The 18,486-nt window shown below is 57.7% G+C and carries 18 protein-coding genes and 1 tRNA gene; 5 read left to right on the top strand and 14 right to left on the bottom strand.

Translation table 11 applies throughout. The annotated features are described in order from the left end of the window. Positions 1–5: 5 nt before the first annotated feature. From HMPREF1153_RS09025 to HMPREF1153_RS09010, 4 genes are all read right to left on the bottom strand, one after another. Positions 6–938 (bottom strand): polysaccharide deacetylase family protein, encoded by a 933-nt coding sequence (locus HMPREF1153_RS09025; protein ID WP_009646606.1) that lies wholly within the window; start codon positions 936–938, stop codon positions 6–8. A gap of 47 nt (positions 939–985) precedes the next feature. Beyond that, entirely contained in the window at positions 986–2,287 is a 1,302-nt protein-coding gene (locus HMPREF1153_RS09020; RefSeq protein ID WP_009646590.1) for a nucleotide sugar dehydrogenase, read from the bottom strand. A gap of 35 nt (positions 2,288–2,322) precedes the next feature. Then, positions 2,323–4,059 (bottom strand): translation initiation factor IF-2, encoded by a 1,737-nt coding sequence (locus HMPREF1153_RS09015; protein WP_232208262.1) that lies wholly within the window; start codon positions 4,057–4,059, stop codon positions 2,323–2,325. Between the two features lie 374 nt (positions 4,060–4,433). Next, entirely contained in the window at positions 4,434–5,153 is a 720-nt protein-coding gene (locus HMPREF1153_RS09010) for an SIMPL domain-containing protein (protein WP_009646620.1), read from the bottom strand. Between the two features lie 205 nt (positions 5,154–5,358). Between HMPREF1153_RS09010 and gltX the strand changes: the two genes are divergently transcribed. Then, positions 5,359–6,819, top strand: a complete 1,461-nt coding sequence (gltX, locus tag HMPREF1153_RS09005; protein WP_009646564.1) for a glutamate--tRNA ligase — start codon at positions 5,359–5,361, stop codon at positions 6,817–6,819. A 21-nt stretch (positions 6,820–6,840) separates the two neighbouring features. Further along, positions 6,841–6,915: transfer RNA gene (locus HMPREF1153_RS09000), tRNA-Glu, on the top strand. Positions 6,916–7,540: 625 nt separating this feature from the next. Here HMPREF1153_RS09000 and HMPREF1153_RS08995 read toward each other — a convergent pair. From HMPREF1153_RS08995 to rpsF, 4 genes are read right to left on the bottom strand one after another with little or no spacing between them, the layout of a single operon-like run. Beyond that, complete coding sequence (locus HMPREF1153_RS08995) at positions 7,541–8,251, bottom strand: thiamine phosphate synthase (RefSeq protein WP_009646596.1); 711 nt, start codon at positions 8,249–8,251, stop codon at positions 7,541–7,543. A gap of 57 nt (positions 8,252–8,308) precedes the next feature. Continuing rightward, entirely contained in the window at positions 8,309–8,542 is a 234-nt protein-coding gene (rpsR, locus tag HMPREF1153_RS08990; RefSeq protein WP_009646569.1) for a 30S ribosomal protein S18, read from the bottom strand. An 18-nt stretch (positions 8,543–8,560) separates the two neighbouring features. After that, a complete protein-coding gene (locus HMPREF1153_RS08985) occupies positions 8,561–8,998 on the bottom strand; it encodes a single-stranded DNA-binding protein (protein WP_009646643.1) in 438 nt (145 codons plus the stop codon). Positions 8,999–9,016: 18 nt separating this feature from the next. Then, complete coding sequence (rpsF, locus tag HMPREF1153_RS08980) at positions 9,017–9,355, bottom strand: 30S ribosomal protein S6 (RefSeq protein ID WP_009646637.1); 339 nt, start codon at positions 9,353–9,355, stop codon at positions 9,017–9,019. A gap of 359 nt (positions 9,356–9,714) precedes the next feature. On the opposite strand from rpsF, the gene HMPREF1153_RS08975 reads away from it, so the two are divergent. From HMPREF1153_RS08975 to fliD, 3 genes are all read left to right on the top strand, one after another. After that, entirely contained in the window at positions 9,715–9,993 is a 279-nt protein-coding gene (locus tag HMPREF1153_RS08975; protein ID WP_009646629.1) for a hypothetical protein, read from the top strand. Continuing rightward, complete coding sequence (locus HMPREF1153_RS12425) at positions 9,965–10,237, top strand: DUF4160 domain-containing protein (protein WP_009646633.1); 273 nt, start codon at positions 9,965–9,967, stop codon at positions 10,235–10,237. Before HMPREF1153_RS08975 ends, HMPREF1153_RS12425 begins: the two co-directional genes overlap by 29 nt. Before the next feature lie 112 nt (positions 10,238–10,349). Beyond that, positions 10,350–11,162, top strand: coding sequence for a flagellar filament capping protein FliD (gene fliD / locus HMPREF1153_RS08970; protein ID WP_009646630.1), 813 nt, complete (start codon positions 10,350–10,352; stop codon positions 11,160–11,162). Between the two features lie 210 nt (positions 11,163–11,372). Here the strand turns inward: fliD and HMPREF1153_RS08965 are convergent, their stop codons facing one another. From HMPREF1153_RS08965 to gap, 6 genes are all read right to left on the bottom strand, one after another. Further along, positions 11,373–12,530, bottom strand: coding sequence for a hypothetical protein (locus HMPREF1153_RS08965; RefSeq protein WP_009646628.1), 1,158 nt, complete (start codon positions 12,528–12,530; stop codon positions 11,373–11,375). A 92-nt stretch (positions 12,531–12,622) separates the two neighbouring features. Beyond that, positions 12,623–13,246: a DUF5105 domain-containing protein gene (locus HMPREF1153_RS08960; protein ID WP_009646589.1), complete on the bottom strand. Its 624-nt coding sequence runs from the start codon at positions 13,244–13,246 to the stop codon at positions 12,623–12,625. A gap of 74 nt (positions 13,247–13,320) precedes the next feature. Then, complete coding sequence (gene gpmI / locus HMPREF1153_RS08955; protein ID WP_009646607.1) at positions 13,321–14,853, bottom strand: 2,3-bisphosphoglycerate-independent phosphoglycerate mutase; 1,533 nt, start codon at positions 14,851–14,853, stop codon at positions 13,321–13,323. Between the two features lie 166 nt (positions 14,854–15,019). Then, the gene (gene tpiA, locus HMPREF1153_RS08950) at positions 15,020–15,772 is read right to left on the bottom strand and encodes a triose-phosphate isomerase (RefSeq protein WP_009646582.1); all 753 of its coding nucleotides are present in this window, start codon (positions 15,770–15,772) and stop codon (positions 15,020–15,022) included. Between the two features lie 143 nt (positions 15,773–15,915). Then, positions 15,916–17,133 carry a phosphoglycerate kinase gene (gene pgk, locus HMPREF1153_RS08945; protein ID WP_009646587.1) on the bottom strand — a complete coding sequence of 406 codons (1,218 nt, stop codon included), beginning with the start codon at positions 17,131–17,133 and terminating at the stop codon, positions 15,916–15,918. A 163-nt stretch (positions 17,134–17,296) separates the two neighbouring features. Next, positions 17,297–18,310, bottom strand: coding sequence for a type I glyceraldehyde-3-phosphate dehydrogenase (gap, locus tag HMPREF1153_RS08940; RefSeq protein WP_009646605.1), 1,014 nt, complete (start codon positions 18,308–18,310; stop codon positions 17,297–17,299). Positions 18,311–18,486 lie beyond the last annotated feature (176 nt).

The raw sequence follows: 18,486 nt of genomic DNA, 5'->3' as shown, positions 1-18,486 counted from the left end.
TTCACCTACTTGCCTTGCACTGCCGCCGATGGCGCGGCGGGAACGTATCGAATTTTACGAAAATCATGAATATTGCCCGGCGTCTTTCCCATGCTCTCCAGCGCCGTCAGCAGCCAGTCCAGTTCGTCGGCGGCATCGACAGGCGCAGCCTTGCGTTCCCCGACGGGCTTGTCCTCCACGGTCGGCTGCTTGTCCACGGCCGGCCGTGCATCCTCGACGGCTGCATCCTGCGCCGGGGCTTCGACGGGCACGGCGATGTCGATCGCGATGATGCTGCCCGCAGGCACCGTCGCCGCATAGGCGGCCGCGCCCGCCTCGTCCTTGAGCCAGCCCGGCGCGTAATGCGCGCTCTCCTTCACAGCGCACTCGACGCCTGCGGCGCGCAAGGCGCGCAGAAGCTCCTCGTCATAGACGGTGCGCGGCGCCCGAAAGAGCTTCGGCTTCGTCGCTGCAAGAACCTCGACGACCCTCTGCGTGCGGCAGATCTCGGCGAGCAGACGCTCCTGCGGCAATTCTTGCACCGCCGCGACCCCCACGAAGGTATAATTGCCGATCTCCTGCCCCGCCTCGCGGATGAGCTCGATCGTCTCCGGCTGATTCGCCGCGTTCTGCCCTTCGACGAAGAACACGGCGCTCGCGCCATGCTTCTTCAAGACATCGAGCAGACGCACCGTCGTCGTGCGATCGGGCAATCCGTCGATGACGAAGGCGACGTGAGGCTTCTCATCCTTCGTCACGATCTCCGCCGGCTCCATGCCCTTTTGAAACTGCTCCTTGGCCGCTGCAATCTCCTCAGTCGCCTCATAAAGACTGCCAAGATCGGTGATTTCCGCCTGCGCGTTCTTCGTGCCAATCACATGATCACGGAAGACGACGAGAGCGCCCGCGACGATCAATATGCCCGCTATGGCGAGAAGCCCCATCTTTTTCAGGCTCATGCTCCGCCCCCTTCCTCAAAAATCCGCTTACAAAGCTCACCCCAAACTCAAAGACGCCAATAGCGGAAGCCCTCGCGCTCCGCTTCTTCGCGCGAGTACATCCCCTTCACGTCGACGAGCAGATGCGGCCCATCCGCGCGGCACATCGCACGCAGTTCCTCCCACGACAGCCGGGCGAACGCTTCATGCGCCACGAGAAATACGAGAGCGTCCGCGTCCTGCACATCGTGCAGCGATTCCAGACCGAAGCCGTACTCCGCACGGAAAGCTGCCGCATCGACCTCGGGATCGACGGCGGCGAGCGTCAGATCGTACTCCTGCAAGATGCGATATACGTCGGCGGCGCGCGAATTGCGCGTGTCGGGGCAGTTCTCCTTGAACGCCATGCCAAGAAGATGGACGCGCGCCCGGGCGAGGTCGATCTTCGTGCGCACAAGCTCGCGCACGGTGGCATGGGCGACGAAGCCGCTCATGTCGTCATTGAGGCGGCGTCCCGTCGAGATGAGAGGCGAATAGTAGCCGAGATTCTGCGCCTGATAGATAAAGTAGTACGGATCGACACCGATGCAGTGACCGCCGACGAGTCCCGGACGGAAGCCCAGCGCATTCCACTTCGTATCCATCGCATCCGCCACAGCCGAAGTGTCGATGTCCATGCGGTGAAAGACGAGAGCCAGCTCGTTCATAAAGGCGATGTTGATGTCGCGCTGCGCGTTCTCCGCGACCTTCGCCGCCTCCGCCACGCGAATCGACGGCGCACGATGCAGCGTCTCGACGACCGTGCCGTAAACTCCGGCGATCGTTTCAAGCGTCTCTTCGTCCATGCCCGAAACGATCTTGACGATGTTCTCCAAGCGATGCACCTTGTCGCCGGGATTGATGCGCTCGGGCGAATAGCCGATCTTGAACTCGCCGCGCCGCATGCCCGATTCCCTTTCCAGTATGGTGCAGCAGATGTCCTCCGTCACGCCCGGGTACACGGTAGACTCGTAGACGACGATGCTGCCCGGCTGCAGATGCCTGCCGATGACGCGCGTCGCCTTCTTCAGCGGCTTGAGATTGGGCGTCTTGTCGCCCTTGATCGGCGTCGGCACAGCGACGACGATGAACGACGCCATGCGCAGACGCGCCGCATCCGCCGTAAAGTCGATGCGCTCCGCCGCGCCTTCTTCCGCGGCAAGCTCGCCCATCGGATCTTTGCCCGCGCGGCAGTCCGCGATCTTCTCCTCGTCGCTGTCATAGCCGATGACGCTGAAATGCCTCGAAAATGCCACGGCGAGCGGCAGCCCGACATAGCCCAGTCCCACGACGGCGATCTTCGCCCTGCCATCGTGCAAAAGCTCCAACATGCGTTTGCCTCCTTCTTTCCGCACTGCGTACTTGTTCAATCCTCATAATTTTTGAAATATCCCGTAAGCGACGCCCAGACGGTACGGCTGCGCCTCGCCGTATCGAGGTCGAAGAGATCGTAATACTCAAGCCCGAACATGAGATCCTTCTGCAGCGTGTAGGAGAGGCCCGCGCCCCAGCCGCGGAAGCCGCCGCGTCTCGGGCCGTCGCCCGTCGCATCGTAGCTCATGTAATCTGCCATGCCGTTCATCGTGTGACTGACGTAGGTGGCGCTCGGCTGACGGTAGTACTTGAGCCAGTAGGACATCGAACCCGGACGCCAGCCGTCGCCCTTCTTCGCGAGCGTCAGCACATAGCCCGTGCCGTTGCCCGTCCTGCGATCCGTGCCATGGAGAAGCATCGCGCCGAAATCGAAATCTCCCAGAGGTGCGCGGAAATTTCCCATGTAGATGTTGCGCGCCGCACCGTTGATCTTGTCGAAGCGGTACATGCCGGCGTCAACGCCGTAGAAAGGCGTATCGTAGCTTGCCGAAAGTGCCGCCACCTCGTGCGCCCGCTCGATCTTGCCGTAATGCAGCGTATAGCGGACGGGATTGCCGACCGAAAGCCGCACGCCACGGAACTTGCTGTCGTAGATATTGCCCTCGGCAAAATCCGCGCTAAAGACGCCGACGGTCGTATCAAAGACGCCGCTCCTGCCCGTCAGATAATAGCGGTCAAGACGGAGCTTGCCGTCGTCCGTGCCGCCGTTCAAGTACTTCTCATACTCGATCATGGCCGCCGCATGCCAGTTGCCGTCGATGTCGTAATCGGGGAAGACCCGAAGGCGCAGCCGCGCACGGCTGTCGCCGCGCTCAATGCCGCCCGAGCGCGAAGCGTCGGCACGCACCTCGGCGTCGACCTTGAGTCTCGGCTCAGGCTTCTCGGGCAGGAGCACCGACGAATAGAGCTGCTGCTCGGCATTCTCCTCGTCGACATAGCCCATGAGCGCGAGATCATCGACGAAGGCTGCCCGAAGGCGCATCGCCGCGTCCACGACGCCCGGCTCGACAAGCGGCTCGCCGTAAGAATACGCACCGCCCACGCCGGCGGGTAGAGAATCAGGTGCAGCCGGGACGGCAACGGCCGCGGGCGAGGCGGGCGCACCTGCCGCAGCGCCTGCCTGCACCGCGCCTTCTCTTGGCGTCATGCGCGAGAAGACTTCCTGCCTGCGCTCTGAAACCTTCGTCAAAGCAAGCTCGCGCTTCTCGCGCCGCATCGTGGCGAGCGCGTAGTCGCGCGCTGCGAACTGCAGGCGAAGACGCGCCTTCGACGCCTTTTCCTGCAGCGGTTGCATGACCTCCAGGCGATTCGTGCCGCGCAAAGACTCGCGCACGAGGCGCTCCTCCGCCTGTTTCGCCGCCGCCTCAGCATCGGCAAGCGCCCTCTTCGCCAAGCGCTCCTGCTCTCGGTAGAGCTTGACATGCACCTCGTCGCGCACGGCGAGACTCGAAAGACGCCCATACTCGTCCGCGAGCGTTCCCTGCTGTATGCGGTCAACCTCGTGCAGCCCCTGCGCCACAATGCGGACAAGCTCCTCGCGCGAGCACTCCTGCGGCATCTTGCCCGCAAGATCGACATAGCCCTGCGCCTCAAGCTGCCCGACCGCTTCATAGACCCAGTCAGGCACAGCCTCCGCGGCAGAAGCCGCTGTCGGCAGAACGCCGAAGATCGAGGCACAGAAAACGCTTGCGCGGCAGATATGTCCCAAAAACAAAGACTTTTTTTCCATTGCCATCATATCAGGTTATTTTCCCCTTATTTTTTCTTTTTAATAATTATTACTTATAACTTATATATTTAATAAATTATGGTAGATTTCGGGAAATTCTACAATATTTCGCCCGGCAGCATTAGGTCTTTCTCTCTATTAGTTATACAATATAGCATAAAGCAAGCAGATTTGCAAGGAATTATTCCCGTATTTCTTCTTTTTAGGACTTATGGTCTGAAAATATATGCTAGATATTTTTCCTATAAACATGGAGTGCGTAGCGCTTTTACAGGGAGAAACCTCCTATCACATAAAAGCGTGCAAGAGGGGGGAGACTCTCATCTCCCCCTCTTGCACGCTTTTATCTTCCGCCAAGCTTTCTTTGCCCAGCCTCACTCGCTCAAGTAATACTCGATATGCACCTCAGTACTCATCTCCAACATGCCCGGCGCGATCGGCGTCGGAGCTGCATCGGCGGCCATGAGCATCTTTGCACCCGCGCTGCGCTCAGCGAACGGATAGGTGTTCTCCGATACGGCCTTCAGTCCGATGACGCGCCTGCCCAGAGCGGCGGCAAGTTCGTCCGCCTTCTTTCGTGCGTCATTGACAGCGGCAGTCAAGGCAATCTTGCGAACCTGGTCCGCATTCTTCACGCCGAAATCCAGCGAAGATATGCTGTTCGCGCCATTCTTGAGCGCGAGGTCGATGACGCGGCTGACATCGGTGAGATCGTCGACACGCACCGTCACATTGTTCTCCGCGCGATAGCCCGTGATCTCATTCTCGCGCGTCTCGCGCTCATAAAGCGGCTGGAAGTAGTAGCCGCGCGTCTGGATGTTCGCCTCGGGGATGCCGGCTGCGACGAGCGCCCGCTGCACCGCCTGCGCCTTCTTCGCATTCTCCTCCTGCGCCGTCTTCGCGTCCGCTGCCTGCGTGACGACGCCGACCGAGATCGTCGCGCAGTCGGGCGCCGCCTCCGCCCTGCCCGTGCCGTCGACCATGAGGACGGGCGGCTCTGAAGTCTGCGGCGCTGCTGCTGCCTCTGCCGCCTGCGGTGCGCACAGGAAGAGTCCCGTTGCGATCGCAGCGAGGAAGGATTTCATCTTGTTCATCTCGATCTCTCCTTTTCTTTCCTAGATAGAAAATTTTCCCTCGACGTGTTTCCTCTCCGTGGATATGTCCATTATAGCATGACTCCTGAGAAATACGAGTTAGAACTCTCTCACGCCCGCATGTGGTTTGCACATCGCCTGCATTGCTGATATACTACAACAAGAAGCTAGAATAGATACAAAAAGAGCATCGGGAGGAATCATCTTGAGCAATCGTATACGCACGCGCTTCGCGCCCAGTCCCACGGGCTACATGCACATCGGCAATCTGCGCACGGCGCTTTACGGCTATCTCTTCGCGAAGTCCCAGGGCGGCGACTTCATCCTGCGCATCGAGGACACGGATCAGGAACGCTTCGTCGAAGGCGCACGCGAGGTCATCAACGAGAGCCTTGCCGCCGCACACATCATCGCCGATGAAAGCCCCGAAAAGGGCGGCGCTTTCGGCCCCTATGTGCAGAGCGAGCGCAAGGCGATCTACAAGGAATATGCCGAAAAGCTCGTCGCCAGCGGCCATGCCTATCGCTGCTTCTGCTCGGCGAAAGATCATGCGCACGAGTCGGAATCCGAAAAGTTCGGCGGCTATGACCGCCACTGCCGCGATCTCGCGCCTGAGGAAATCGAGCGCCGGCTTGCGGCGGGAACGCCCTACGTCATCCGCCAGAAGATGCCGCTTGTCGGCTCGACGACGTACCGCGATCTGATCCTCGGCAGCATCACGATCGAGAACAGCGAACTCGAAGACCAGATTCTCTTGAAGAGCGACGGCATGCCGACGTACAACTTCGCCAATGTCGTAGACGATCACCTCATGGAGATCACGCACGTCATCCGCGGCAACGAGTACATCACCTCGACGCCCAAGCATGTGCTGCTCTACGAATTCTTCGGCTGGCAGCTGCCCGAGTTCATCCACCTGCCGCCCGTCATGGGAAAGAGCGAAGACGGCACGGTGTCGAAGCTCTCGAAGCGCCACGGCGCAGCGAGTTTCGGCCAGCTTCTCGACGAAGGCTACCTCGCCGAAGCCGTCACGAACTACGTCGCGCTCCTCGGCTGGTCGCCCAAGGACACGAATCAGGAAATCTTCACGATGGAAGAGCTCATCGGGGCGTTCTCCCTCGACGGCATCAGCAAGTCGCCCGCCATCTTCGACTACAAGAAGCTCGACTGGATGAACGGCGAATACTTCAAGTCGATGGATCCCGCCGCCTTCGCCAAACTCGCGCGTCCCTTCGCCGGCGATCTGCCGGCAGAACTCGCCGAGAAGTGGGACTATGCCGCCGAAGTCCTGCGCCCGCGCCTCAGCCGCCTCGGCGAAATCAAAGAGCAGATCCATTTCCTCATCGAGATGCCCGACTACGACCTCGACTGCTATACGAACAAGCGCAACAAGACGAACCCGGAAAAGGCACGCGCCCTTCTTCCCGAAGCGCTGCCGATGCTCGACAGCCTAGAGCCGTGGACGCCCGATGCCATCAACGCGGCGCTCGACGCCTTCGCAGAACAGCGCGGCGAAAAGAAGGGTGCCGTCATGTGGCCGCTTCGCATCGCTGTCTCAGGACAGAAAGTCACGCCGGGTGGCCTCACGGAAGTGCTCTTCCTGCTCGGCAAAAAAAATTCTCTCGATCGTCTCAAAAAAAGTCTTGCCAAACTGCAGGATATGTAATATAATAAATTGTGTTCATGCGGCTCCTTCGTCAAGTGGTTAAGACACCGCCCTCTCACGGCGGGTTCATGGGTTCGAATCCCATAGGAGTCACCAAGAAATTTCAGGGCTGAAGCCAATGGCTTCAGCCCTTTTTACTGACTTGTCCGTAAAGCGAACCCCGAAGGGATGAAGCTGAACGGGTAACAAGTCGTATGCGAAAACGTCCCAAGAACGCGAGCCAACGACGAAGCGTGATTGGTCGACGTTGACCGCTACTGACTTGTCCGTAAAGCGAACCCCGAAGGGGTGAAGCTGAACGGGTAACAAGTCGTATGCGAAAACGTCCCAAGAACGCGAGCCAACGGCGAAGCGTGATTGGCTGACGTTGACCGCACCTTCTCTTCTTCCCCAGAATATGGTATACTTTGCTCGTTGCCACCTCCAAACCGGCACAGGAAGGAGGTGCATACAGATATGGAAAACATCGCCATATCCTTCCTTATCTCCGTCGCGGCAGGGATAGTCTGCCACTATCTGTGCAGATGGCTTGACGAGAGATCAACGGGCAACAAGCCTGGGGCGTAATCCTCTGCCCGCAAAAAAGAGGATAGAAACGCCCCCCAAGCTGGTATCTTGGGGGGCGTTTCGCATACAGAAATGGTATCGCCATATCTTTCCTGCCACTCGTATTATAACACATCCGCTTACTTATAGGCAAGTCGCATCATCGAGACCAGTCTCAGTCCTTCCACCTCGCCACCATTTCCCTCGCTGCACCTTCCGCATCTGCCGCCGCTGCGACGGCGGAGATCACAAAGAAGCCAGCGGCGCCTGCCGCTTTGACAGCAGGAAGATCAGCCGCCTTGACACCGCCGCCGACGATCACGGGCACGGGACTCTTTTGAGCGAAGGCGGCGATCTCCGCCAGGCTGCGCGTGCGGAAACTGCCGTCCGCCTCAATGCCGGCGTCGGGCTTCGAGACCGTCGCATGCAAGGGACCCGTGCCGATGTAATCGGCAGCCGCCAGATCCTCAGGCGCAAGTCGAGGCAGATCCTGTGGATGTGCCGACAGGCCGACGATCGCCGCTTCCCCGAGGAAGCGGCGGCAAATGTGCGCAGGCACGTCTTTCTGCCCCACATGCACGCCCGCGACGGCGATACCCATCTCGCGCGCCGCGAGCGCGACGTCGAGCCGATCGTCGACGAGGAGCGGCACGCTTGCTGCCGCGCCGGCCGCTTCGATTGCCCGCGCCGCCTCGCCGAGCAGCGCGATCTGCTCGCGTGCGCTCTGCTCTTTTGCACGAAGCTGCACCGCTGTGAAGCCTGCCCGCACCGCAGCTTTGACGATCTCGCCGACGCGCCGCCCCTTCGTATCATGAGGCCCGATGACGAGATACGCCGTGACCGCGAGATGCGAGCGCAAAGTCATATCGCTCACGGAAAAGCACATAGGAGCGCCTCCCATCCCTTATCCATACAAAAAGAGAGCCTTTCGGCTCTCTTTTCCTTACTCCGCAGTGAACGGCAAAAGCGCAATGTTGCGCGCACGCTTGATTGCAAGCGTCACCTGGCGCTGATGCTTCGCGCAGTTGCCCGAAATGCGGCGCGGCAGGATCTTGCCGCGCTCCGTGATGAAACGGCGCAGCTTCGCGACATCCTTATAGTCGATGACCTCCACCTTGTCCACGCAGAACGTGCAAACCTTGCGGCGCGAACGTCTGCCTCTGTCACGTCTGATCAAATCAATTCCCTCCCCTGTTTAGAATGGGATTTCCTCATCGGGTATGGAAGGGCCGAAGGACTCCTGTCCGGCAGGCGGCTGATGGCTCGGCGCACTGCTCTGCATCGGCGTGCCCGGCGCACCCGCGCCCTGCGGACGCGATCCGGCGAACTCGATGTCGCTTGCGACGACTTCCGTCACATAACGCTTCGAGCCGTCCTGCGCATCGTAGCTTCTCGCCTGCAGGCGACCCTCGACGAGGATGCGGCTGCCTTTCGTCAGGTAGTTGCCGCAGAATTCCGCGAGCTTCTCCCATGCGACGATGGAAATAAAGTCCGCTGACGGCTGCTGCCCGTCGTTCGACTTGCCGAAGCGGCGATTCACCGCAAGCGAGAACGAAGCGACCGCTTTGCCGCTCTGCGTGTAGCGCACCTCGGGATCGCGGGCGAGATTTCCGGTCAAAAGTACCTTGTTCATGGCATTTCCTCCCTCAGCTTACTCTGCCTCGCTGGCTTCCGGCTCGGCCGCAGCCTTCTCGCCGGCCGCGATGAGCTCCTCCGCGCGCACGATCATGTGCTTCAGAAGATCGTCGGTGATCTTCATGACGCGGTCACACTCCTTCATGCAGGCAGGCTCAGCCGTGACATTGAGCAAGCAGTAGTAGCCGTCCGTGTAATCCTTGATCTCATACGCCAGACGCTTCTTGCCCCAACGGTCTTCCTTGTCGATCGTGCCGCCGTTCGTCTGAATCAGCTTGACGAACTTCTCGATAACAGCGTTCGTCGCTTCTTCTTCCATCGGCTTCACGATAAAGATAACCTCGTATTTTCTCACAAAAACACCTCCTCTATGGTCTGTGGCTCCCTCGGGAGCAGGGAAGGCTCAAAATAAGGGGAAGCGCTGATAAAATGAGGTCGCCCAGATTTGCACAGATGCGCTGGTTCTATCGAGGAGACAAACCACAGGCGTAGCGGTGCTACGTCGAGGATTTGTCGACGATGAGAGGACAGCGCAGATGTGTGAAGATGGGTGGCTGAATTTATCAGTGATTCCTAAACATTCGAACCAACTGTCCTGTGACTGAATGATTATATCATAAGAAAAGCCTTGGGGCAAGGAGAAATTCCCATTTGACAAAGCGCGGCGCCTCCTCTATAGTTGAAGTAGCAAATATTCAGAGGAGGCGGTGCGTCATGAAGCATCATTACAGCACGATCAACGGCATCGTCACAACATTTTCCGATATACACCAATCCGCTCAAAAGGGCGAAAGCATCTTGGTCTATATGGAGCGTGCAGCAGAAAACGGCTTTGATACGGCAGAAATCCTACTGCCAAGCATCTCTTTCGTAAGCTACAGCGGCTTTAGCGAGGACGAGCGCACCGAGCTGCTCAATTTCGTTCAGCGAAACAGCGCTCTAATCTGGGAGATTGCACGCGAGGATGGTGAAGTCATTGCCGACGTGGGGTGAGTTGTTCGGTTACCGTCTCTTTTTCTGGTCGAATGAAAATGACGAACCTGTACACATACATGTTTGTAAAGGTGTACCAACACCAAACGCCACAAAAATTTGGATTCCGCCAACGGGCAATCCCATCGTTGCACATAATCACAGCGGCATTCCGACAAAAGATTTGAACCGTCTGCTTAAAGGCATCGCAGCGAACAAAGAAAGCATCGTCTACAGCTGGTACCAGCATTTTGGTCGCTTGTGAGCAATCCAGATACTAAAGAAATTCCTCCCACCTTTCGATATACTCAATGAAACGGTATATTTTCTCGTGACGAATCAATGCTATCTTACATTCTCGAAAGGAGCTGGCCATCATGCCAACGATATATTCCATGACGCAAGCGAACTACGGCATGTACCGCTTTGCACAGAAGAGCGGCTACTCGCTTTTCGGCGGAATGGGTACTGCGGGCAATTCGCTTTTTGGAACGCAGTCCTCCCGCGCTTCCAAGGGGCTTTCCTCGCTCTTAAACTCGCAAGGCTTCGGCTCGAACGCCTACGCCCTGATGAACCTCAAGGAGAACACGCGCGCCGTGCTGAAGTCTTACCACGAAGCCTCCGACGGCTTCTACAAGACATTCGATACAGCGATGAACTCTCTTTCCAAGACGTCTGCGGCACTCAAGAACACGAACTTCAACGTCACGGGCGCGACTGAGGCGGACACGAAGAAGAATACGGAAGACGCGCTCAAGAACGTCAAAGACTTCGTCTCGGATTACAACGACACGATCAAGATGTTCGGCGACTACTCCGACGTCTCAAGTCGTGCTTCGGGCATGGAAAAGCTCTTCGGCGACGCTTCATACAAGGCGGACACCCTGCGCCAAGTCGGCATCACGGTGAACTCGTCGTCGGGCACACTCTCCGTCAATGACGCGGCGCTGACGAAGGCGCTCAAGGAAGAGCCGAACCGCGTCGAGAACATCCTTGGCAAGAACGGCCTTGCGGGTGCAACAGAAAAGAAGGTCGACTTCGCCAAGACGCAGCGTGACAAGATCTTCCCGTCGGCGCAGCAGATGCTCGGCCCCAACTACCAGCGCGCGCTCGCCTATACATCGGCAGGCTCCTTGACGAGCATGAATTCCTATGCCAATGTGGGTACACTGCTGTCAATGTTCTTCTGAATTGCCTCGAAGGCTTCTATTAAACGAACACACTTTCAATCTATCGTGCAAGGTGAAACGTTTCGCTTTTTCTCCCGATTCCTGTGATAACGTCCTCAGAGTATAGCGCTGTACATATTCAAACGCAGATTCCAAGGAGTCCGCCTTACACCTCAAAAGGCTCGCAAGAAAGAACCATCCTTCTTCCTTGCGAGCCTTTTGCTTTTCCATTCAACGTGATACAGGCAATGCTAGCAAGGTTTTTAAAAAATTTTCCATACCAACAGGTATCCATGTTCGTTGAATTCCATAATAGACACATTCCACCGAGATGGTCTTTTTACCACTCGGCTTTGCATGCTCCAAGCGATCGATCACCTCAGCCACAAACATCCCCAAAACCTCCTGTTTGGTCGCTCCCGGAGGAATCCGCTTGCGTGCCTCCAGAAGTTCTTTGCGTGGAAACGGGTCAATCGTTTCGACAGTAATCTCCACTTGTGCCCTATCCCGTTCCTGACGGAGGGTTCTCGTCTGAATATCGACACGCCCCATGGCTTTCAGCGTTGCCTCGCTGAGCATTTGCGCCTGTCCATCCGACAATCCTCCGCCAAATCCTCGCTTGTACCTCTCCGAGAAAGACTTCGCCGTAATTCCATGAAGATTCACTTCCTCCGTCCCCATGAGATTTCCCCAGCTCGCTTTTTTCACACCCTCCCAATCTTGGCGAAGCCATGCGCTGGAAAGCATTTTTATGCTTTCCGCCGGATCGCTCTCTATGATGCTGCCAGTCGCAAAATTAAAAAGATCCATGAGGAATTCACCCGGATTTTCCGGCACCCATACGCCCTTTTCGCTGTCGTATACGCAATTCGCTCGAAAATGCCTCATTTCACTCGGTTCGAGTTCTCTCAGAGCTTTTTCATAACGCTTGATGAAACCCTCCCTTGTTTTTCTCTCTTCAAATCGATTGTCGCCGCTTTTTATAACATCTCCAACGACCTCTCTTGCATCTATTTTCCTGCAATCAATCGCCTTAAAAGAAATTTCTACCGTCGCCCTGCCGTCCTTCTTCGACAAAATCTGTCCCTGGGGTTCGCACTTCCCTGCAGCCTCGCAGAAAGCCTCATATATGGGATGAATTAAATCTTCCGTGAACGATGTAACACCAATGGCCGCAAATGACTTTGTAAAATCCTCTAGTTTTTTACGCCGCAGCATCTCCCTATCGTAGCCAAATTTCTTCATCCCTGCCGCATCCTCATGCAAAAGAGCCCGCGACAGCTCTTCCATATCCCTTGCCGCATCGTCCTGTGGCGCAAAGCCTGTCAACATGAGCAGGGCAAAAAGAAGTGTCAAGCTCGCAGCAAGACGATATACAGATTTTTTCATATGGTGTATCCTCCCACTTGCAAAAGAAAAGCCGGAAGGCGTTGCGTTCTTTCCGACTTTTCTTTCATGTAAGGCATAAGTTTATGCAGTTTTTATTTCATCAGCTCTCCTCCCGCCGTTTCGAGAATCTTATCTGACGTGCCCACCATATCGTTCGGCAGCCATACGCCCTTGGAGCTGTCATAGGTGCATTCCACCTGGATCGTCTTCGTACCCTTCGGCTGGAGGCCTTCGATCGCCTTGGCGAAGTTCTTCATAAATGCGTCCATGGCCGCATCCAGTGAAGCATCCGGTGCGATGCCCGCCTGCGTCTCTTCCGCAATCTTATTCATATCCATCGAGCTTGCGTCGAGCGTATCAATCGTCAATTCGACCTTCGCCTTGTCATCCTTCTTTTCCAGCGTCTTTGCCTTCACATTGCATTTTTTCAATGCATTGAGGCACGCCTCGCCAACCTGCTGCGCCTGATCGTTCGTGAAAAGCCCTCCCGACGAAGCGGTGAAGGCCGTAACGAAGGATTTCATAAAGGCGCTACGGACTTCTCCTTCCTTAATGCCGAACTTCTCCATGCCGGCCTTATCTTCCTGGAGGAGCGCCTTGCCAAGAGCTTCCATGCTGACTTCCGGCTCTTCCTTCTGTCCACAGCCTGCGATGAGAAGGGTGACGAGGAGGATGCCGAGGAGGGCGGTGAAGGACTTCCAAACGGATTTTTTCATATCTTGCGTTCTCCTTTCGTTGACCAAAAACATAGCGGGGAAAAGCCTTGCCTTCCCCCGCCGCAAAACAAACCTTACTTCATTTCCACGAGGGGTTTGCCCGTCATTTCGGGCGGGATTTCGAGTCCTGCGAGCGTCAGGAGCGTCGGAGCGATGTCGCATAGTGCGCCGTCATGTGCTTTCTTCACGCGGTCGGACACGCATATAAACGGCACGGGATTCGTCGTATGCGCCGTGAAAGGCTGCCCCGTCGCGTGGTCGACCATGCGGTCAGCGTTGCCGTGATCGGCGATGATGCAAACTTCGCCGCCCATCTTCTGCGCCGCCTCGACGAAGCGGCCGACGCAGGCATCGACCGTCTCAACCGCCTTGACGGCGGCTTCCATGACGCCCGTATGACCGACCATGTCGCCGTTCGCGTAGTTCAGAATGATGAAGTCGTACTTTCCAGACTCAATGGCAGCGACGACCTTGTCCGTGACTTCGAGTGCGCTCATCTCAGGCTGCAGATCGTACGTCGCGACCTTCGGCGAGGGAACGAGGATGCGATCCTCGCCCTTGTACGGCTCTTCGACGCCGCCGTTGAAGAAGAACGTGACGTGCGCGTACTTCTCCGTCTCGGCGATACGAAGCTGTGTCAAGCCCTTCTGCTCGATGATCGAGCCGAGCGTGTTCTTGATGGTCTCGGGCGGATAGGCGATTTCAACGTTCATGCCTTCCTCGTACTGCGTCATGGTCGTGAACGCGAGATCAAGCCCTTCAACGCGCGGGAAGCCGTCAAACTTCGTATCGGTGAAGGCATGCGTGAGTTCTCTCGCGCGGTCGGGGCGGAAATTGAAGAATATGACGCCGTCGCCCTTCTTCATGCCCGCATAGCCGTCGATGACGGCAGGGATGACGAACTCGTCCGTCACCTTCTCCGCATACGAGGCCTCAATAGCTTCCTTCGCCGTCGCTTTCTTCACGCCGTCTCCCTTGGCGATGGCGTCATACGCCTTCTCGACGCGCTCCCAGCGCTTGTCGCGATCCATGGCGTAGTAACGTCCCGCGATCGTCGCGATCTCGCCGACGCCGATCTCGCGGCATTTCTCTTCGAGTTCGGCAAGATAGCCCGCCGCGCTCGTCGGAGGCACGTCACGGCCGTCGAGGAAGGCATGCACATAGACCTTCTCGATACCGTTCCGCTTCGCCATTTCAAGAAGCCCATAGAGGTGCTTTTCGTGGCTGTGCACGCCGCCTGGCGAAACGAGACCGAGGAGGTGCAGTGCGCCGCCCGACTTCTTCGCACCCGCGATGGCATGGAGCAGCGCCTTGTTCTCGAAGAACGTACCGTCGGCGATCGCCTTCGTGATGCGCGTGAGCTCCTGGTAGATGATGCGTCCTGCGCCGATGTTCGTATGCCCGACCTCGGAGTTGCCCATCTGCCCGTCGGGCAGGCCGACGTACTCGCCCGATGCCTGCAGCTGGGCGTGCGGATATTTCGCCGTGAGGCCGTCCAAGACGGGCGTCTTTCCGACGGCGATGGCGTTCGTCGGGTCTTTCGGGTCGCCGATTCCCCAGCCGTCCATGATGATGAGCGCGACCGGTGCATGTTTCAAAGTTGCCATAGATCTACCCCTTTCCTATGGAGTATGTTACAAATATTGCAGGAAGCCGCCCATAGAGGCTGCTCCCCAAAAGGAGCGGCATCGCATGTGCAGTGCCGCTCAAAAGTTTTCCTTCTCGTCAGAACTTCCTTGCGTCAGAATTTCCTCACGTCAGAATTTCCTCACGTCAGAATTTCACGATCTCGCTGAAATCTTTCGCCTTGAGCGATGCGCCGCCGACGAGAGCGCCGTCGACGTTCGGCTTCTCCATGAGTCCTGCGATCGTTGCGGGCTTAACGCTGCCACCGTACTGGATGCGGATGGCGTCTGCCGCCGCCTGGTTGAACACCTCGGCGACCGTCGCGCGAATGGCGGCGCAGACTTCCTCCGCCTGCTCAAAGGTCGCCGTCTTGCCCGTGCCGATCGCCCAGATCGGCTCGTAGGCGATGACGAGATGAGCGACCTCATCGGCAGAGAAGCCGTCGAGTGCCGCCTTGATCTGCTTCGTCACGAAGTCGATGTAGGTGTTCGCCTCGCGGATTTCAAGCGGTTCGCCGCAGCAGATGATCGGCGTGATGCCCGCCGCATAGGCAGCCTTGGCGCGCTTGTTGACACCCTCGTCCGTCTCGCCGAAGTACTCGCGGCGTTCGGAGTGGCCGAGCACGCAGTAGTCGACGCCGATCTCCTTGAGCATATCCGTCGAAATCTCGCCCGTATAGGCGCCGCTCTTCTCCCAATGTACGTTCTGTGCGCCGATGTGGATGTTCGAGCCTTTGACGGCTTCTGCCACAGCGGCGAGAGCTGTCGCCGTCGGGCAAGCGACGACGTCGACGTCCTTTGCATCCTTCACGAGCGGCATAAGCTCCTTGACGAGCGCTACGCCCTCGGCGATCGTATTGTTCATCTTCCAGTTGCCTGCAATGATGGGCCTTCTTGCCATAAAATCTTCCTCCTCGTATGGAACATCGGGAGCACGTCAAAACGGCACGCGCTCCCGCAAAGCTTCTATCTTCCTCCTGCTTCTTTTGCGGCGAGCACGAGCATCCGGCTTTGCGGACGCTGTGCGCCATCTCGCAGAAGCTTTTACTTCTCGGCAATCGCCGCGATGCCCGGCAGAACCTTGCCCTCCAGGAACTCCAGCGTCGCACCGCCGCCCGTCGAGATGTGCGAAATCTTGTCCGAAAGCCCCGTCTTCTTCAGCGCCGCGATGGAATCGCCGCCGCCAACGATGCTCGTCGCGCCCGCCTCCGTCGCATCGGCAACGGCTTTCGCGACTGCGAGCGTGCCCTTGGCGAACTCGTCGCACTCGAATACGCCCATCGGACCGTTCCAAATGATCGTCTTCGCGCCCTTCAGCGCTTCGACATACGCCTCCGACGTCTTCGGGCCGCTGTCGAGCGCCTGCCAACCGTTCTCCACCTTGTCGACCGCAACGACCTTCGTCTTGCCTTCGGAAGCGAACTTCGCCTCGTCAGCGAGCGGGAACATGTTCGCGACGGCGACATCGAGCGGCAGGATGACCTTGACGCCCTTCGCCTTCGCCTTTTCGAGAAGCTCCTTCGCGAGATCCATCTTGTCCGGCTCGCACAGTGAATCGCCGATCGGCAGCCCCTTGGCCGCATCGAACGTGTGCGCCATGCCGCCGCCGATGATGATCGTGTCGACCTTCTCGATCATGTTGCTGATGACGCCGATCTTATCCGAGACCTTTGCGCCGCCGATGATAGCGACGAAAGGATGCGCGGGTGCTTCGAGCGTCTTGCCGATGTAGTTGATCTCCTTCTCCATGAGGAACCCTGCGACCGTTTCAAGATCAGAAGCGATGCCGACATTCGAGGCATGAGCGCGGTGCGCGACGCCGAAGGCATCGTCAACGGCGATGTCCGCAAGCGAGGCAAGCTGCTTGGCGAAAGCCGGATCGTTCTTCTTCTCTTCCTTGTGATAGCGCAGGTTTTCGAGGAGCAGAACCTCACCAGGCTTCAAGTCCGCAGCTGCCTTCTCGGCCTCAGGCCCTACGCAGTCGGACGCCCACTTCACATCCTTCTTCAGGAGTTCCGAAAGGTGCTTGACGAGATGCTTCGTCGAGAACTTCTCCTCCTTCGCCTCCGTCGGGCGGCCGATGTGGCACGCGAGAATCAGCGCAGCGCCACCGTCAAGAAGATAATTGAGCGTCGGCAGCGTGCGCACCATGCGCGTGTCATTCGTGATATTCATCTTGTCGTCGAACGGCACATTGTAATCGACGCGCACGAAGACCTTCTTGCCCTTGACGTCGATGTCCTTGATCGTCTTCTTGTTCATAAAAATCCTCCCATAAAAAGAACAGAGGCCCGGCCCAAACGCGGCCGGACCTCATGGATCTTGACTCAGCTGATTTTTTCAGAAAGGCGCGCTAGCTTCGCCTCTCCCGTATTTCGCCGACCGCTCTCGCTCTCAGAAAGCGCTGAATTTATCCGTGCTTCCCTTACTTCAGTTCAGCAAAGTACTTGATCGTGCGAACCATCTGGCTCGTGTAGCTGTTCTCGTTGTCGTACCACGAAACAACCTGCACCTGCGTGTTGCCGTCACCGATGGGGCTGACCATCGTCTGCGTCGCATCGAAGAGCGAGCCGTAGCGCATGCCGATGATGTCGCTCGATACGATCTCGTCCTCGTTGTAGCCGTAGGACTCCGTCGCTTCCTTCTTCATCTGCGCGTTGATCTGTTCGACCGTGACCTCACCCTTGACGACAGCGAAGAGGAGCGTCGTCGAACCCGTAGGAGTCGGGACGCGCTGCGCAGCGCCGATGAGCTTGCCCTTGAGCTCGGGAATGACGAGGCCGATCGCCTTCGCCGCGCCCGTCGAGTTCGGCACAATGTTGACGGCAGCGGCACGGCTGCGGCGCAGATCGCCCTTGCGCTGCGGGCCGTCCAAAGTCATCTGATCGCCCGTATAGGCATGAATCGTCGCCATGATGCCGCTCTGGATCGGCGCGAGGTCATTGAGCCCCTTCGCCATCGGAGCGAGGCAGTTCGTCGTGCAAGAAGCCGCCGAGATGATCTTGTCCTCAGGCTTCAGAATCTTGTGGTTGACGTTGAAGACGATCGTCGGCAGATCGTTACCGGCAGGCGCCGAGATGACGACCTTCTTCGCGCCGGCGGCCAGATGCGCCGAAGCCTTTTCCTTCGAGGTATAGAAGCCCGTGCATTCGAGCACGACGTCGACGTCATGCTTGCCCCAAGGAATCTTCGAGGCGTCAGCTTCCTTGTAGATATTGATCTTCTTGCCGTTGACCGTGATGGAATCCTCGCCGGCTTCCACCTTGTCCGCGTATTCGTACTTGCCCTGCGTCGAATCATACTTCAAGAGGTGCGCGAGCATCTTGGGGTTCGTGAGATCGTTGATAGCTACGACTTCATAGCCCTCTGCATCAAACATCTGACGAAACGCGAGGCGGCCGATACGTCCGAAACCATTGATCGCTACTTTTACTGCCATTTGTAAAATACCCCCTAGTCCTTCCCCCGGCTTTGCCCGGCGGCGATACAGACGAAGCACAAAAAGCCCGTGCGCCGTCTGCGAAACCTTCCGGCAAGGGCAAAAGCCCCCGCCAATTCTTCTTTAATATTACACTAAAACGGGAGCGATTGTCAATGATATTCTAGGTTAGGAAA

It is taken from the genome of Selenomonas sp. CM52 (assembly GCF_000292955.1).
GTDB lineage: Bacteria > Bacillota > Negativicutes > Selenomonadales > Selenomonadaceae > Selenomonas.
The sequence above is the reverse complement of the archived record's forward strand: the minus strand, read 5'-3'. Positions and strand labels throughout refer to the sequence as shown.

What these genes read in the sequence shown, in the direction of transcription:
- HMPREF1153_RS09025 (WP_009646606.1), bottom strand. Translation starts at nt 938, where the DNA reads ATGAGCCTGAAAAAGATGGGGCTTCTCGCCATAGCGGGCATATTGATC.
- HMPREF1153_RS09020 (WP_009646590.1), bottom strand. Translation starts at nt 2,287, where the DNA reads ATGTTGGAGCTTTTGCACGATGGCAGGGCGAAGATCGCCGTCGTGGGA.
- HMPREF1153_RS09015 (WP_232208262.1), bottom strand. Translation starts at nt 4,059, where the DNA reads ATGGAAAAAAAGTCTTTGTTTTTGGGACATATCTGCCGCGCAAGCGTT.
- HMPREF1153_RS09010 (WP_009646620.1), bottom strand. Translation starts at nt 5,153, where the DNA reads ATGAACAAGATGAAATCCTTCCTCGCTGCGATCGCAACGGGACTCTTC.
- HMPREF1153_RS08995 (WP_009646596.1), bottom strand. Translation starts at nt 8,251, where the DNA reads ATGTGCTTTTCCGTGAGCGATATGACTTTGCGCTCGCATCTCGCGGTC.
- HMPREF1153_RS08985 (WP_009646643.1), bottom strand. Translation starts at nt 8,998, where the DNA reads ATGAACAAGGTACTTTTGACCGGAAATCTCGCCCGCGATCCCGAGGTG.
- HMPREF1153_RS08975 (WP_009646629.1), top strand. Translation starts at nt 9,715, where the DNA reads ATGAAGCATCATTACAGCACGATCAACGGCATCGTCACAACATTTTCC.
- HMPREF1153_RS12425 (WP_009646633.1), top strand. Translation starts at nt 9,965, where the DNA reads ATGGTGAAGTCATTGCCGACGTGGGGTGAGTTGTTCGGTTACCGTCTC.
- fliD (WP_009646630.1), top strand. Translation starts at nt 10,350, where the DNA reads ATGCCAACGATATATTCCATGACGCAAGCGAACTACGGCATGTACCGC.
- HMPREF1153_RS08965 (WP_009646628.1), bottom strand. Translation starts at nt 12,530, where the DNA reads ATGAAAAAATCTGTATATCGTCTTGCTGCGAGCTTGACACTTCTTTTT.
- HMPREF1153_RS08960 (WP_009646589.1), bottom strand. Translation starts at nt 13,246, where the DNA reads ATGAAAAAATCCGTTTGGAAGTCCTTCACCGCCCTCCTCGGCATCCTC.
- gpmI (WP_009646607.1), bottom strand. Translation starts at nt 14,853, where the DNA reads ATGGCAACTTTGAAACATGCACCGGTCGCGCTCATCATCATGGACGGC.
- tpiA (WP_009646582.1), bottom strand. Translation starts at nt 15,772, where the DNA reads ATGGCAAGAAGGCCCATCATTGCAGGCAACTGGAAGATGAACAATACG.
- pgk (WP_009646587.1), bottom strand. Translation starts at nt 17,133, where the DNA reads ATGAACAAGAAGACGATCAAGGACATCGACGTCAAGGGCAAGAAGGTC.
- gap (WP_009646605.1), bottom strand. Translation starts at nt 18,310, where the DNA reads ATGGCAGTAAAAGTAGCGATCAATGGTTTCGGACGTATCGGCCGCCTC.